The 15,496-nt window shown below is 39.9% G+C and carries 12 protein-coding genes and 1 tRNA gene; 6 read left to right on the top strand and 7 right to left on the bottom strand.

All coding sequences use genetic code 11. The features are described from left to right. Window positions 1-20 precede the first annotated feature (20 nt). The gene (gene selD / locus ACIH2S_RS10065) at window positions 21-1,064 is read left to right on the top strand and encodes a selenide, water dikinase SelD (RefSeq protein WP_036956484.1); all 1,044 of its coding nucleotides are present in this window, start codon (window positions 21-23) and stop codon (window positions 1,062-1,064) included. Window positions 1,065-1,067: 3 nt separating this feature from the next. Beyond that, complete coding sequence (locus ACIH2S_RS10060; protein WP_430247349.1) at window positions 1,068-3,008, top strand: DNA topoisomerase III; 1,941 nt, start codon at window positions 1,068-1,070, stop codon at window positions 3,006-3,008. A 109-nt stretch (window positions 3,009-3,117) separates the two neighbouring features. Here ACIH2S_RS10060 and xthA read toward each other — a convergent pair whose 3' ends face one another. After that, complete coding sequence (xthA, locus tag ACIH2S_RS10055) at window positions 3,118-3,930, bottom strand: exodeoxyribonuclease III (RefSeq protein WP_036956487.1); 813 nt, start codon at window positions 3,928-3,930, stop codon at window positions 3,118-3,120. Window positions 3,931-4,385: 455 nt separating this feature from the next. On the opposite strand from xthA, the gene ACIH2S_RS10050 reads away from it, so the two are divergent. Next, window positions 4,386-5,261 carry a LysR family transcriptional regulator gene (locus tag ACIH2S_RS10050; protein WP_036956489.1) on the top strand — a complete coding sequence of 292 codons (876 nt, stop codon included), beginning with the start codon at window positions 4,386-4,388 and terminating at the stop codon, window positions 5,259-5,261. Between the two features lies 1 nt (window position 5,262). On the opposite strand, the gene ACIH2S_RS10045 is transcribed toward ACIH2S_RS10050, so the two are convergent. The 3 genes from ACIH2S_RS10045 to ACIH2S_RS10035 form a co-directional block, all read right to left on the bottom strand. Continuing rightward, window positions 5,263-5,347: transfer RNA gene (locus tag ACIH2S_RS10045), tRNA-Tyr, on the bottom strand. A gap of 159 nt (window positions 5,348-5,506) precedes the next feature. Continuing rightward, window positions 5,507-6,355, bottom strand: coding sequence for a formyltetrahydrofolate deformylase (gene purU, locus ACIH2S_RS10040; protein ID WP_430247347.1), 849 nt, complete (start codon window positions 6,353-6,355; stop codon window positions 5,507-5,509). Between the two features lie 89 nt (window positions 6,356-6,444). Continuing rightward, window positions 6,445-6,924 carry a YchJ family protein gene (locus ACIH2S_RS10035; protein WP_108478069.1) on the bottom strand — a complete coding sequence of 160 codons (480 nt, stop codon included), beginning with the start codon at window positions 6,922-6,924 and terminating at the stop codon, window positions 6,445-6,447. Window positions 6,925-7,041: 117 nt separating this feature from the next. Between ACIH2S_RS10035 and rssB the strand changes: the two genes are divergently transcribed. Further along, a complete protein-coding gene (gene rssB / locus ACIH2S_RS10030) occupies window positions 7,042-8,058 on the top strand; it encodes a two-component system response regulator RssB (protein ID WP_154599224.1) in 1,017 nt (338 codons plus the stop codon). 157 nt (window positions 8,059-8,215) lie between these two features. Further along, the gene (galU, locus tag ACIH2S_RS10025; protein WP_108478070.1) at window positions 8,216-9,145 is read left to right on the top strand and encodes a UTP--glucose-1-phosphate uridylyltransferase GalU; all 930 of its coding nucleotides are present in this window, start codon (window positions 8,216-8,218) and stop codon (window positions 9,143-9,145) included. Between the two features lie 370 nt (window positions 9,146-9,515). On the opposite strand, the gene hns is transcribed toward galU, so the two are convergent. After that, window positions 9,516-9,926 (bottom strand): histone-like nucleoid-structuring protein H-NS, encoded by a 411-nt coding sequence (gene hns, locus ACIH2S_RS10020; RefSeq protein WP_006661675.1) that lies wholly within the window; start codon window positions 9,924-9,926, stop codon window positions 9,516-9,518. A gap of 525 nt (window positions 9,927-10,451) precedes the next feature. Between hns and ACIH2S_RS10015 the strand changes: the two genes are divergently transcribed. Further along, window positions 10,452-11,081, top strand: a complete 630-nt coding sequence (locus ACIH2S_RS10015; protein WP_036956500.1) for a thymidine kinase — start codon at window positions 10,452-10,454, stop codon at window positions 11,079-11,081. A 441-nt stretch (window positions 11,082-11,522) separates the two neighbouring features. Here ACIH2S_RS10015 and ACIH2S_RS10010 read toward each other — a convergent pair whose 3' ends face one another. Next, window positions 11,523-12,224, bottom strand: a complete 702-nt coding sequence (locus ACIH2S_RS10010; RefSeq protein ID WP_108478071.1) for a fimbrial biogenesis chaperone — start codon at window positions 12,222-12,224, stop codon at window positions 11,523-11,525. 206 nt (window positions 12,225-12,430) lie between these two features. Further along, entirely contained in the window at window positions 12,431-15,091 is a 2,661-nt protein-coding gene (gene adhE, locus ACIH2S_RS10005) for a bifunctional acetaldehyde-CoA/alcohol dehydrogenase (RefSeq protein ID WP_108478072.1), read from the bottom strand. Between the last annotated feature and the right edge of the window lie 405 nt (window positions 15,092-15,496).

The raw sequence follows: 15,496 nt of genomic DNA, 5'->3' as shown, positions 1-15,496 counted from the left end.
CATTTCTAAAGAGACAGATAATGACAGAAAAAATTAGATTGACCCAATATAGCCATGGTGCTGGCTGCGGATGCAAAATCGCACCAAAAGTATTAGAGCAAATTTTACATACTGAACAAGCTAAATTTCATGATCCTCATTTATTAGTGGGAAATGAAACCAAAGATGATGCCGCAGTTTATGATTTAGGCAATGGTATCGGCATTATCAGTACCACTGACTTCTTTATGCCTATCGTGGATAACCCATTTGAATTCGGGCGTATTGCTGCAACGAACGCCATCAGCGATATTTTTGCGATGGGCGGTAAGCCGATTATGGCAATTGCGATCCTAGGCTGGCCGATTGCAAAATTACCACCAGAAGTGGCTCGCGAAGTGATTGAAGGTGGGCGTGCTGCTTGTGCGGATGCCGGAATTTCACTGGCAGGCGGCCACTCCATTGATTCACCAGAGCCTATCTTTGGTTTAGCGGTGACAGGGGTCGTAAACACAGATTACGTGAAGAAAAACAGTGCAGCGAGCGCAGATTGCGAACTGTTCCTAACCAAACCGCTGGGTATTGGTGTGCTGACCACGGCTGAGAAAAAAGGCGTGTTAGCAGCAGAACATGCGCACCTTGCTGCTGAAACTATGTGCCAAATGAATAAGTTCGGCGCGGTTGTCGCTCCTCTAGAAGGTGTAACGGCAATGACGGACGTAACGGGCTTTGGTCTCCTGGGACATTTAAGTGAGATCTGCGAAGGTTCTGGTGTTCGTGCTCAGATCGCCTTTAGTAAAGTACCAAAACTTGCTGGTGTGGAAAAATATATTGAAGCAGGCTGCGTACCGGGTGGAACTCAACGCAACTTTGATAGCTACGGTCACTTAATTGGACCAATGAGCGACCTACAACGCAAATTGTTGTGTGATCCACAAACGTCAGGCGGGCTTCTAATCGCGATTAAACCATCGGAAGTGGCTAAAATTAAAGAGATTGCACAGCAGCAAGGTGTTTTGTTACAGTCTGTCGGTACCTTATTACCTGCACAAAGCGGTGTGCCTTTAATTGAAGTGATCGATTAATCTATGCGTTTGTTTATTGCGGAAAAGCCTAGTCTTGCACGGGCCATTGCGGATGTACTGCCAAAACCTCACCGTAAAGGGGATGGTTTTATTCAATGTGGCGATGACCAGATGGTCACGTGGTGCATTGGGCATCTTTTAGAACAGGCTGAACCGGATGCTTATGATCCGCGTTATGCCCGTTGGAACTTGCAAGATTTACCAATCATTCCTGAGAAATGGCAATTGAAGCCCCGTTCCGCAGTAACCAAACAATTAAACATTATCGACACGCTCCTTAAACAAGCCAGCGTCGTTGTCCACGCAGGAGACCCCGATAGAGAGGGGCAACTTCTGGTGGATGAGGTGCTGGATTACTTCAAGCTTGATCCCGAAAAACGTAAAAGCGTGAAGCGCTGTTTAATTAACGACTTGAACCCTCAAGCTGTTGAGCGAGCGATTGATCGTTTACGTGAAAACCGTGAATTTATTCCGTTATGTGTTTCTGCATTAGCCCGCGCTCGTGCAGATTGGCTATATGGAATCAACATGACCCGCGCCTATACCTTATTAGGGCAGCGGGGCGGTTACCAAGGGGTTCTCTCTGTTGGGCGCGTACAAACTCCCGTATTGGGGTTGGTAGTTAGGCGCGACGAAGAGATAGAACACTTTGTACCAAAAGACTTTTTTGAAGTTAAAGCGCATATTGTCACACCAAAGGATGAGCGCTTTGTGGCAATTTGGCAGCCAAGTGAATCTTGCATTGATTTTCAAGATGAAGAAGGGCGTTTAATTCATCGTCCATTGGCGGAACATGTACTTTCTCGCATCGAAGGCAAACCGGCGATTGTCACGCAATACCAAGATAAGCAGGAAACTGAGATTGCACCACTGCCATTCTCGTTATCCGCTTTGCAGATTGAAGCCGCCAAAAAATATGGTTTAAGTGCCCAAGAGGTGCTGGATATTTGCCAGAAACTGTATGAAACCCATAAGCTTATCACTTATCCGCGTTCGGATAGCCGGTATTTGCCGGACGAGCATTTTGCCGGGCGTCATGCGGTATTAAATGCGATTGCAGTACACCAACCCGCATTAACTGAATTTGAATTACCCGAACTGGATAAGAAAAATCGGTGTTGGGATGATAAAAAAGTGGATGCTCACCATGCCATCATTCCGACCGCTAAAACAGCCTCCGTGCGTTTAACTGAAAATGAAAGCAATGTTTACCAGTTGATTGCTCGTCAGTACATTATTCAATTTATGGCGGATGCGGTTTACCGCAAATGCACTATCGATTTAGACATTGAAAACGGCAAGTTTAATGCCAAAGCGCGTTTTCTTGCGGAAGCAGGATGGCGAGTCGTGTTAGGCGGGAAAGAGCGTGACGCGGAAAACGACGGCATGCCATTGCCTATCGTGAAAAAAGGCGATGAGCTTTTATGTGAAAAAGGGGAAGTGGTCGAACGGCAAACTCAGCCACCTCGCCCATTCACCGATGCAACGCTGCTGTCTGCGATGACGGGGATCGCCCGTTTTGTGCAGGATAAAGCATTAAAAAAAGTATTGCGTGAAACGGATGGTTTAGGGACTGAAGCGACGCGAGCAGGGATTATTGATTTACTGTTTAAGCGTCAATTTCTGTTGAAAAAAGGGCGCTATATTCACGCCTCCCCCGCTGGGCGAGCGCTGATCCATGTTTTACCCGATATGGCGACCTTGCCCGATATGACGGCTCACTGGGAGTCAAGGTTAACGCAGATCAGCGAAAAACAGACGCGTTACGATGATTTTATGCAGCCGTTGAGCCAGACGTTAATCAACTTAATTCAGCAAGCTCGTCAATACACAAACTTGCGCGCATTTCGTGAATTGCCACCTGTTGCCAATAATAAAGTGGCAAAGAAGGGCACGAAAAAAGCGAGTGCGAGTAAAGGGAAAAAATCATCACCGTCAGAATAGGTGCAGTGGATTTCTAAACTTGAGCGCGCTAAGCAGTAATTTGGGTAGGAAGGATATCTAGGGGAAAGCATAGGGCATATGATTATGCCCTATAAAGAGAGACTCAGGATTACTTCGTCAGGTCGAACTCAGCCCAAACAGGTGCGTGGTCAGACGGTTTTTCCATACCACGGATGTCGTAATCAATACCCGTTGCGCTACAACGGCTGGCGAGTTTCTTAGAGGCCAGCAGAAGGTCAATGCGCAGACCGCGATTATCGTCAAAGCCTTTGGAGCGGTAATCGAACCATGAATAGCAATCGGTGGTATCTGGATGCTGCTCACGGTAAGTATCAACAAGCCCCCAGCTCAGTAGTTTATCTAGCCATTCACGTTCTTCAGGTAAGAATGAGCATTTTCCGGTTTTCAACCAACGCTTACGGTTAACTTCACCAATACCGATGTCTAAATCGGTATGGCTGATGTTCATGTCACCCATAATCAGCAATTGGGAATCCGTGGTTTGCGTTGATGTTACGTAATCTTGCAGATCACGATAGAATTTTTCTTTTGCTGGGAATTTGGTTGGGTGGTCACGGCTTTCTCCTTGAGGGAAGTAACCATTGACGACTGTCAGAATCCCTTCGCTGGTTTGAATATCAGCCATGATGATGCGGCGCTGAGCTTCATCATCATCAGTTGGAAAGCCTTTTCTAACGGCTAGTGGTTCATTTTTCAGGAGTAATGCTACGCCATAGTGGGCTTTTTGACCGTGAAAATAAACATGGTAGCCTAATTTACTGACTTCCTCATAAGGGAACATATCATCGTGGACTTTTGTTTCTTGTAGCCCAATGACTTCAGGTTGGTGCTTCTCAATAATCGCTTCCAGTTGATGAGGACGTGCTCTTAGGCCATTAATGTTGAACGAAATAAATTTCATGGTTACTTATCACCCATTGCTTTGAATATGACTGAGGGGATTCTATCAGATGCTAACAATAGTGTAACTATTAAATATTTTTTGTTTATATAATTGCGGATAATTTATTAGGGAACTTTAATTTTTAATAATAATATATCTATAGCTGTTAATTAAAAAATGTTTGTTAGTTTTATAATCAACTACTGAAAAGTTCATTTAAAGTCAGTTGGTTATTTATATTTTAATGTGATTTAATGGTGGGGCAATAAAAAATAATCAAATGAAACAATATAATATATTGCTTTGCTATGTTGGAAATTATAAAAATACTTTTATGAAATATTGTTAATCATCAAATCAAAAAATTTATTTAAATTTTTATTTGATGCGGAAGATTATGGGTTAATCAACATGCTGTTATTTAAAATAATCATGTTGGTTTACATTTCAATAAATAGAATGGGGTCATAGATATGTTCTTTTCAAGAAAATTAGAGGCGTTTATGGCAGTTGTTGAGAATGGCTCGCTAAGCAAGGCTGCAAGGGTGATGAATCGCACGACACCCCCCATCGCAAAATCCATAAAAGACTTTGAAACGAGTTTGGGTAAACGGCTTTTTAAACGAGAAAAATTTGGAATGACATTAACTAAGGATGGCCAAGAACTTTATAACGATCTTAGAGATCTCTACTTGCAGGAGAAAGAAATAACGAAAAAACATTTTTCTGGTTATATTGTCAATGAAGCTAATATTTATTATGACTGGGGGAAAGAAAATCATCTAATTAATTTATATCAAGCAGCACATAAGAATAATGTACAGGTTAATATATTAAGATTTAACTATGATGAGGTAGATGAAATTGTCGATTATGATGGAAATACTTTAATTTTAAGTTCTGAATTAGTCATCAGTGAAAGGTTTTCATTACAAAAAAAAATAGAGAATGCGCCTTTAGGTATTTATTGCAGAAAAGAGTTATACGAGAAATTTAATCATGATGTTGTCGTCTTACTACAACAAAGTACTTGGCTATGCGATCCCTCATTTTATAAAAGCTCACTGATGAGTGACTTGCTGGCTAAAGTTGAAACCGCAGAGAATAAATCCAGCATACGACAGATGGATAATATTGGGTGTTGTCAGAGTTTCATTCAAGACGGTGATTTTATCGGGATTATTGACTATTATCCTGAGGATGAGCTGATCGATAGATCGCTGATCTATGTTTCATTAAATGGACTTTTGGATAAAAGTAACTGTTACATTTATAAATCAAAATCACATTCAAGTGTATTAAATCGATTTATTGGGGTAGTTGACAAACTTGGAAAAGACGTTGCTTAGATGGTGGTGGGAGAAGGATTCGAACCTTCGAAGTCTGTGACGGCAGATTTACAGTCTGCTCCCTTTGGCCGCTTGGGTATCCCACCAGATTTTGAATTGCTGTAATCGTTCACAGCGGGCGGCATCATATCAAATGACGCGCCCCTGTAAAGTATTAATTGAGAAAAAATGTCTGAATGCTGATTTTTTAATCTCAATGCGTGATAAATCAACAAATTACTACAATTAATAACCGATACGCTCTGTTATAAAATAATGGTTCGATTGCCATAAACAAAGACGCGCTGTGCCAATACCCAATATAAAGCATGGCTCAGTACGTTCTTTTCAACGTCGCGGCCTGCACGCATCATATCATCCGCAGTAAATGTATGGTCCACATTGATAACGTTTTGCGTGATGATTGGACCTTCATCCAAATTATCATTCACAAAGTGAGCGGTTGCTCCAATGATCTTAACGCCACGCTCATAAGCTTGGTGATAAGGACGTGCGCCTATGAATGCCGGTAAGAATGAGTGGTGAATATTAATAATTTGATTAGGGTAGTGCTGAACAAAAGCAGGGGTCAACACCCGCATATATTTAGCAAGGACAACATAGTCAGGCTGATATTGATCAATCTGGGCCGTGAGTTTCTCATCGTGCTGTTCGCGCGTTAAACCTTCATGGCTAATATGATGGAATGGAATACCAAACTGCTCTATAAGGTTTTTCAAGGTGTCGTGGTTGCCGATAACGGCAGCAATATCGACATCTAATCCATCGTAAGCGCTCTTCATCAGAAGATCACCAAGGCAGTGCGCCTCTTTTGTGACCATAATAACAATGCGGCGACGTCCTGCAGAGTTTAATTCACGCTTAGAGCCTTCTGGTAATGCATCATCTAAATCTGCCAGTAAGGTTTCATCGTTAAAAATCCCTTCCAGTTCCGTTCTCATGAAGAAACGACCAGTACGGTGATCAACAAACTCATTATTTTGGATAATGTTCAGCTGGTGTTTGTAGCAAATATTGGTGATTTTAGCGATCAATCCTTTTGCATCAGGACAAATGGTTCTGAGAATTTTTTTCTGTACATTTTTGTGTTGCATGGAACTGTCTAATCCTTAACTGACTAAAGCCTAATAATTTAGGCTAATCGTAATTTATGCAATGAATATACGAATTGATAAACAGAGAATTAATAACTATCGCAGCACTTCTTAAATTTTTTTCCTGAGCCGCATGGGCAATCATCGTTGCGCCCAACTTTTGGTGTTATTCCGTCAATGTAATACCACTGTGCATCAATGCGAAGAAAACGGGAACGTTCGTGAATAAGCTGTTTATGATCAGCTTTTTCATCAATAAAGCAAGCCGAAAATTCGACATAAGCTTCGTCAGGATTTTTAGCATGAGAAGAACTAATGACTCGCAGTCCCAGCCATTCAGTTTGTTCAAAACTATCTAAGATAGCTTCTCGCCACTCTTGTGCTTGGCAATCTGGGTGCCATGTTTTGATGAGGTAATCTACATTGTGATGGACATAAGCGCTATATCGTGAGCGCATTAATTGCTCTGGCGTTTCAGCAATAACCAGCCCAAGCAACAGCGGAGAGCAGCATTGGTCAAACGGCAAAGGATGACCGCAACTACAATTATTTTTTAAAGATTGGCTCATTCTTTTCTCGATAAAATAACTATACTTAAAAAATATAGTCGTTAATGATTTTATAATATGACTATTGGCGTCAGAATATATTACTTATGAAACCAGGGTTGTCGTGGTAGGTATGATATGAAAAATAGAAAAATACTCATAGTTGAAGATGAAAAAATTTTTTGTACTATTCTTCGTGAATACCTCGAAAGTTTAGAAACAGAAGTCTACATCGCTGACAACGGCGCGCTTGCACTTGAGCTGATCACGCAACAAAAGGTGATTCCCGATGTCATTCTTTGTGATCTCAACATGCCCATCATGAATGGTGAATCATTTATGGCGGAGCTGGTGGAGCGTAATATTAATGTACCTGTGATTGTTATTTCAGCAACTACGGACTTCACGCAATTAGATAGAATGTTTCGTCTTGGTGCGAAAGATGCTTTGTTAAAGCCAATAAAAAATCTTGATGAAGTGAAAGTGACGATTCATGCGGCACTGTATCCAGAGCAATATGACTCTGAAACACTCATTGAAAATGAAATCCAGAATATTTCGAACATTTTGAATAATGACAAGTTGGATATGTTAGCCATCTTGAAACAATTACAGCCTCCAGTCGCGCAGGTTATAAATGGCTATAAGATAAACTATAGACAATTAAATGAAGCGAATCGTTTTGGGTTGCTGTTGGATATCGCGGCAATATCTGAGGAGCAAATCGGATTTTATTGCATTGATATAGAACGCTCTCCACAAGAAGGGGTGATGGCGGCGTTTTTAATTCGTGTTGTGTTTAATGACCTCTTAAAAAGTGCGGTGAACAACCGAGATAAAAAATTACCTCAAATTGATAACATTATTAATCAAATAAATCACTTACTGGAAGATTCTGGCTTTTCAGGTCAGTTTCCATTGTTACTTGGTTACTTTAATACCAAATCTAAAAATGTGATTTTGGCGAGTGCAGGACTGGAAGCCAATATTACGACGGAGCAGCATCATTACCATCTCGCGCGAAATGTCCCGCTAGGTACGCTAAAAACATACCATTCAAATCGATTAGACTTTCAAGGTGAGAGTTGGAAGTGTCTTATTCATAATTCGAATCAAAAAATCAAGTTAATGTTTAATCTCTATGCTCAGAAATAATGCACTTATTTAATGGATCTAGGTTCTATTTATCCTAAACGAACCCATCTCTATTTATTCAATAATGAATCCTGATATACTGGCGCGCACTAAAAACGCGCCAGTATAGTTTATTGAAAATATAAACGGTGCTTATTAAATTTTTGGAGTTCTCGAGATGATCAAACGCAAGGTGCGTAAAGCGGTAATCCCTGTAGCAGGTTTAGGAACACGTATGCTTCCAGCGACGAAAGCCATTCCTAAAGAGATGCTACCGGTTGTTGATAAGCCTTTAATCCAATATGTGGTTAATGAGTGTATTGCTGCAGGAATTAATGAAATTGTGCTAGTGACACATTCATCTAAAAATTCTATTGAAAACCACTTTGATACCAGCTTTGAACTTGAAGCCATCTTAGAAGCGCGAGTTAAGCGCCAATTATTGGATGAAGTGAAATCCATTTGCCCAAGTCATGTGACTATCATGCAAACACGCCAAGGCATTGCTAAAGGTTTAGGTCATGCTATTTTATGTGCAAAACCATTGGTGGGTGATGAGCCTTTTGCCATAATCCTTCCGGATGTTATTTTAGATCGCTACAGCACCGATTTAACGAAATTTAACCTCAAAGAGATGTTAGAACACTACGAAACTACTGGGGCTAGCCAAATTTTAGTTGAGCCAGTACCAGAAGACGATGTTTCTAACTACGGAATTGTGGATTGCAACGGTGTGACTTTGCACCCAGGCGATAGTAAACCGATTTCCCGTATGATTGAGAAACCGAAGCGTGATGAAGCTCCATCCAATTTATCTATTGTAGGGCGCTATGTATTATCCGAAAAGATTTGGGATGCATTAGCGAAAACAGCACCGGGTGCTGGCGATGAAATCCAATTAACGGATGCTATCGCATTAATGATGGAAAATAAGGAACCTGTTGAAGCATACCACTTATGTGGTAAAAGTCATGACTGCGGAAATAAATTAGGTTACATGAAAGCCTTTGTAGAATATGGTATGCAACACGATACACTAGGAAATGATTTTTCCGCGTGGATTAAAGAGTTAGCCGCTAATTTAGATTCATCATCGAAATCTAATTAAAATACGAATCTTTGTTGTACAGATAAAAGCTAGCCTTTATGGTTAGCTTTTTTTATGGGCATTTTATAGAAATATGTAAAAAGGAGTACTCAGATTTTAAGTGTCATTAAATGTCAGTTATATAATATAAATCGATATAACCCGTGTGGCGTGTAAATTAATTAGTGTAGTGGGCTAGGAGGAGATTAAAGAATATCACTTGATTAGATTACGTAACTTTACTTTAACGTATATTTTGTATCACTCTTTTTGATTAGAAATAGATGAGGGGGATTGAAACAGAGGAGATGATAAATGGATAATAACAAGGCTACTATAAATAAAAACACCCTTATAAAAAGGGTGTTTAGAATTTGGAAGGTTATCAATATTAGATTAAGAAATCGTCTAAAGATTTGCCTTGTTCTTCGATTGCAACTTTAATTACTGCTGGAGTACGACCTTGGCCTGTCCAAGTTTTAGTTTCGCCGTTCTCATCAACATATTTATATTTTGCTGGGCGAGCAGCACGTTTAGCGCGAGTGCTGGTGCTTTTACCAGAATCCATAGTTTGCAGAAGGTCATTTAAATCTACGCCTTGTTCTAAAATCATTTCGCGAACTTTTTCCAGTTTGCGATTACGTTCTTCAACTTCAGCGCGAGCTTGGCTTTCTTCTTCACGACGTTCGTCAACAACGACAGTTAATTTTTCCAGCATTTCTTCTAAAGATTCTAAAGTGACTTCTCGTGCTTGAGCACGAAGCGTACGGATGTTATTTAATGCTTTTAATGATTCGCTCATTTTCCTGGTCTCAATTTTATATGTTGGCATGTGTACAGTAATAATAGAGTGCTATTTTAAATTCTGCAATAGCTAAATTACTTCGGTAGTTTAAAAGTTATCTTTAACGAATGCAATTTTTTTACAAAAGAATTATAAAAATTTTCGTTGCTATAAATTGCTCTATTATCAATAACGGTACTAATGAAAAAAGGTAATTAGAAAATGTCACTAAAATTTATATTAATAGCCTAGTGATAACCATTACCTTTTGTTTGTCGATGTATCAATGGATGTCTTTAACGGAAATTTTCTTTTTTTGACAGAATAAACTTAGCAATATGTGCCAATATCTATACCAGATAAAGTTAATATCAGTTTGAGATTAATTGTCTACAACACAGATGATGTGTGATCTAAAGGAACTAATTTAACATAGTGATGGATGGAAATTCATACACTTACTTATCTACATAGGTTTAAGTTAATCTTAAAAGACCTTTATGCTAAAGTATTCGCGAATATTATTTTTTAGGGAACCGCCCAATGGCACAGCTATATTTCTATTATTCTGCGATGAATGCGGGTAAATCGACTTCATTATTACAATCTTCCTATAACTATCACGAACGTGGAATGCGTACGCTGATTTTTACCGCTGAGATCGATAACCGCTTCAGTCAAGGTAAGGTATCTTCGCGGATCGGTTTATCTGCGGATGCGTTATTATTTTCGCCTATAACGAATATGGCAAAAATTATCAAAAACGAGAATAATGCTCAAAAAGTACATTGCGTACTTATTGATGAATGCCAATTTCTGACAAAACAGCAAGTAGAGCAATTATGTGATGTCGTCGATAATTTAGACATTCCGGTACTCTGTTATGGTTTACGAACGGATTTTTCCGGAGAGTTGTTTGCAGGAAGCCAATATTTATTAGCATGGGCAGATAAACTCGTTGAGTTAAAAACCGTCTGCTACTGTGGACGTAAGGCAAATAAAGTTTTGCGGATTGGTGGTGATGGCATCCCAGTATATGAGGGGGATCAAGTGGATATCGGCGGGAATGAAAAGTATATTTCAGTTTGTCGAAAGCATTACTCAGACGCTATCAAGCAAGCTCAATTAATGAATAGCGGTGCAATTGAAAAAATACCGTTTAACTTCAAATAATCATTAATTAAGATTAATGAGTTATATAGTTTACAAATAGGAATATCAGATTATTAAGATATTTTTGTCAAATAAAGTAAATGAATTAATAAAATACTCAGCTCGCTAGTTCTTAAAAGGGATGCATAGCAGATAAAGTTTCAGCGTTCATAGAATAAAACCGGATTGAGTGAGATTTGATAAGCCTCATGTTTTTAACATGGGGCTTTCTTTTTATGGCAGTTTAATTTCACACTTTGGCACATATCATATAATCAAAAAATGCAAATTTACTCGAAACTGTAGGGCGCAATGAAATTTAGCATTTCAGCATTTTAAAACGGTCGTTGTAATGAAAACTTCAAACTATCATCAATGGCGAGTGTGATTGCAGGAAACCCCAACATCGTCAATAAAAACAAAAATAGAGAAAAGCGCACCAGTCAAATGGGGATTATTGACTTATTTACTCTTAACTGGCGGATAAATAATAATGTCAGAGAGACCACCAAAATCATTAATCATCTGCCAACTAGCTTGGGAAATATGACCTTGTAGACCAGTGATTTCAGTATCACTAAATGGCGTGAGGATCAGGCTTTTCCTACAGTTTTGCTGGTTATATTTGAGGTTTACCACCGTGAGATAATAGGGGGTAGGGTTATTAAACACCCATTGTTTTCCCTGTTTTTTTAGAGTCACTTGCTGAAATACCGCATTATTAGGCACTGCCAGTTGATGAGGGCGGTAAAAGACTTTAATCACGATATTCGTCACAAACGAGCGTTTGGCATCATTTTTCTGTTCATTAGGATGCTTTGGTGCGGGAATAGCCCGTGTATTTAAAAAAAACAGAGATTCTCTATCTACGGGTAATTCCCTTTCATTTTTTAATAATACATGAGCACTAAACTTACTATTTGCATCTAATCTGAACAGTGGTGGTGTCACAGCAAAATAAAGGGATTTGGCACCTTCGAGTTGTTCAGTTACAGAGGTCTGAATTAGATAGGGGTTCAAATCATCATTCACAATGGTAAATGTTGCATTGGATTTAGTGCTATTTAGGATTAATCGAGTTTGTTCCAAACGCAAGCCAGCACTGTAAGCGAAAAAGCTTACTATGAATAAAAGTATGTAGGTAACGCCAGCCAGTTTTTTCATATCAGCTTATTAATCCACAATAAAGGAAAAATCATTGTCGATTGGAAAGCATCAATTTGCGGATCGCATATTTTTCCAGATGGACACCTAAGATAAGTATAAAGTATTATGACGAAATAACGAGAAAGGCTCCAAAAGCGTTAGGAAAACCCTAAATCTTTTGAAGCCTTTTTTATGTATTAATGGCTAAGCCATCAACGAGTTAACTATTTTTTACTGCTTTTCTTTTCAGCTTTTGGTGCTGCTGGCTCTGCACTTTTTTCAGTAAATTCACGACCGTAGTAAGAATCCAGTAACAGTTGTTTAATTTCAGATATCAGCGGATAACGTGGGTTAGCGCCAGTACATTGGTCATCAAATGCATCTTCAGACAGTTTATCTAAGTGAGCTAAGAAGTCCGCTTCGGCAACGCCAGCTTCACGGATAGACTTAGGAATGCCTAAATCCGCTTTCATCTCTTCTAACCAAGCCAGTAAGCGTTCAATCTTCGCACCAGTACGGTCGCCTGCTTTGGTTAATCCTAAGTGGTCTGCAATCTCAGCGTATTGGCGGCGTGCTTGAGGGCGGTCATATTGGCTGAATGCTGTTTGCTTAGTTGGATTATCATTTGCGTTGAAACGAATTACGTTACAAATCAATAGGGCGTTTGCTAAACCGTGTGGAATATGGAATTCCGATCCCAGTTTATGCGCCATTGAGTGACAAACCCCTAAGAAGGCGTTAGCAAAAGCAATACCGGCTAATGTTGCCGCATTATGAACGCGCTCTCTTGCTACTGGATTTTTTGCTCCTTCATGGTAGCTTGCTGGCAGATAATCTTTTAACAGGGTCAGTGCTTTGAGTGCTTGACCATCAGAGAACTCATTTGCCAGAACAGAAACATAAGATTCTAATGCGTGAGTCACTGCATCCAAACCACCAAACGCGGTTAAGGATTTAGGCATGTTCATCACGAGGTTAGCATCAACAATCGCCATATTTGGTGTTAATGCGTAGTCCGCTAATGGGTATTTTTGACCTGTTTTATCATCCGTCACAACAGCAAATGGCGTCACTTCTGAACCTGTACCTGAAGTGGTGGTGATAGCGACCAGTTTTGCTTTCACACCCATTTTTGGGAACTTGTGAATACGTTTACGGATATCCATAAAACGTAATGCTAATTCTTCAAAGTGTGTTTCTGGATGTTCGTACATCACCCACATGATTTTCGCAGCATCCATTGGGGAACCACCACCTAAAGCGATGATCACATCCGGTTGGAAGGCTTGCATTTGAGCAGCACCTTTACGCACAACGGATAATGTTGGGTCAGCTTCGACTTCAAAGAAAACATCGGTTTCAATATGGTGCTTTTTCAGAACATCGACAATTTCATCAACATAGCCATTATTAAATAAGTAGCTATCGGTCACGATAAAGACGCGTTTCGCACCATCAGTGGCTATCTCTTCTAAAGCGATTGGAAGACATCCACGGCGGAAATAGATTGAACTAGGAAGTTTATGCCACAACATATTTTCAGCTCTTTTTGCCACGGTTTTCTTATTGATTAAATGTTTTGGTCCCACGTTTTCAGAGATGGAGTTACCCCCCCAAGAACCACAACCCAAGGTTAAAGACGGCGCCAGTTTAAAGTTATACAGGTCACCGATACCGCCTTGAGACGCAGGAGTATTAATCAAAATACGCGCCGTTTTCATTTTTTCGCCAAAATAGCTGACACGGTCATGTTGGTTATCTTGGTCAGTATAGAGACAAGAGGTGTGACCGATACCGCCCATTTCCACTAACTGTTCAGCTTTCTCTACTGCATCTTCAAAGTTTTTAGCGCGATACATTGCTAAGAGTGGGGACAATTTTTCATGAGCGAATGGCTCTGACTCATCCACAAGTTTGACTTCACCAATTAAGATCTTAGTGGTTTCAGGAACGATAACGCCCGCCATTTCTGCAATTTTAAATGCAGGTTGACCCACGATAGCCGCGTTTAAGTTGCCATCTTTTAAAATGATATTTTGTACCGCTTTGAGCTCTTTACCTTGTAACAGGTAGCCGCCATGGGTAGCGAAACGCTCACGAACTTGATCATAAACAGCATCAACCACCACTACAGATTGTTCAGATGCGCAAATTACGCCGTTATCAAATGTTTTTGACATTAAGATAGAGGCAACGGCACGTTTGATGTCTGCGGTTTCATCGATAACAACTGGCGTGTTACCCGCACCCACTCCAATCGCAGGTTTACCGGAACTGTAAGCCGCTTTCACCATGCCTGGACCACCTGTCGCTAAGATCAGGTTAATGTCAGGGTGGTGCATCAGCGCATTGGATAGCTCAACAGAAGGGGAGTCAATCCAGCCAATAATATCTTTTGGTGCGCCAGCTTCAATGGCCGCGTTCAATACAATCTCAGCAGCACGGTTAGTCGCAATTTTAGCGCGTGGGTGTGGAGAGAAAATAATAGCGTTACGGGTTTTTAAACTAATTAATGATTTAAAAATTGCGGTAGAGGTTGGGTTAGTGGTTGGAACGATACCGCAGATAATACCAATCGGCTCAGCAATGGTGATGGTACCAAAAGTTGGGTCTTCAGATAGAACACCACAGGTTTTCTCGTCTTTATATGCGTTGTAGATATACTCAGAAGCGAAGTGGTTTTTAATCACTTTATCTTCAACAATCCCCATGCCTGACTCTTCAACTGCGAGTTTTGCTAATGGAATTCGTGCATCAGCAGCAGCAAGAGCAGCGGCGCGGAAAATACGATCCACTTTCTCTTGAGAGAAGCTGGCGAATTCACGTTGAGCTTTTTTGACACGAGCAACAAGTTCATTGAGTTCAGTAACGTTTGTTACGGACATATAGATTACTCCTGATAAAGTTAAAATTTTTAAGCCAATGAGCAAAGCATCTAAAAAAAGCTGTTGTGACTAGAACATCTAAAACGACCACCCAAAACAACAGTATAGATAAACTTAATAATAATGCTTTTCGCCCATGCTAATTGGCTTATAAATCTCAGATAAATAGCTCAAAAAGTAAAAATTAACTGATTGATTACCGCGTTTATCAGTTGAGACTAGATTAACAAAAAGGGAATTTAATAAAGTGATCTAAATCACAAAGTATGCAAGCTGACTCCATTCAGCATGCTGTTTTTATGGGATTCATTGATTTGCAAAAAAATGATTAATTTATCGCTAAAAAGAGGTGAATAAATCATTCTTTTTTGGCCATTAAGATAAGTTGCAATAAATAATTCTACT

Origin of the sequence: Providencia lanzhouensis (genome assembly GCF_050469745.1) — a bacterium.
In the GTDB taxonomy this organism is placed as follows: domain Bacteria; phylum Pseudomonadota; class Gammaproteobacteria; order Enterobacterales; family Enterobacteriaceae; genus Providencia; species Providencia lanzhouensis.
Note: the sequence above shows the minus strand (reverse complement) of the source record. Positions and strands in the feature narration are given on the sequence as shown.

Excerpts from the sequence above, each read along its gene's own strand:
- ACIH2S_RS10010 (WP_108478071.1), bottom strand. The coding sequence starts at position 12,224 with ATGAAAAAACTGGCTGGCGTTACCTACATACTTTTATTCATAGTAAGC.
- selD (WP_036956484.1), top strand. The coding sequence starts at position 21 with ATGACAGAAAAAATTAGATTGACCCAATATAGCCATGGTGCTGGCTGC.
- purU (WP_430247347.1), bottom strand. The coding sequence starts at position 6,355 with ATGCAACACAAAAATGTACAGAAAAAAATTCTCAGAACCATTTGTCCT.
- hns (WP_006661675.1), bottom strand. The coding sequence starts at position 9,926 with ATGAGCGAATCATTAAAAGCATTAAATAACATCCGTACGCTTCGTGCT.
- ACIH2S_RS10035 (WP_108478069.1), bottom strand. The coding sequence starts at position 6,924 with ATGAGCCAATCTTTAAAAAATAATTGTAGTTGCGGTCATCCTTTGCCG.
- ACIH2S_RS10050 (WP_036956489.1), top strand. The coding sequence starts at position 4,386 with ATGTTCTTTTCAAGAAAATTAGAGGCGTTTATGGCAGTTGTTGAGAAT.
- ACIH2S_RS10060 (WP_430247349.1), top strand. The coding sequence starts at position 1,068 with ATGCGTTTGTTTATTGCGGAAAAGCCTAGTCTTGCACGGGCCATTGCG.
- galU (WP_108478070.1), top strand. The coding sequence starts at position 8,216 with ATGATCAAACGCAAGGTGCGTAAAGCGGTAATCCCTGTAGCAGGTTTA.
- adhE (WP_108478072.1), bottom strand. The coding sequence starts at position 15,091 with ATGTCCGTAACAAACGTTACTGAACTCAATGAACTTGTTGCTCGTGTC.
- rssB (WP_154599224.1), top strand. The coding sequence starts at position 7,042 with ATGAAAAATAGAAAAATACTCATAGTTGAAGATGAAAAAATTTTTTGT.
- xthA (WP_036956487.1), bottom strand. The coding sequence starts at position 3,930 with ATGAAATTTATTTCGTTCAACATTAATGGCCTAAGAGCACGTCCTCAT.
- ACIH2S_RS10015 (WP_036956500.1), top strand. The coding sequence starts at position 10,452 with ATGGCACAGCTATATTTCTATTATTCTGCGATGAATGCGGGTAAATCG.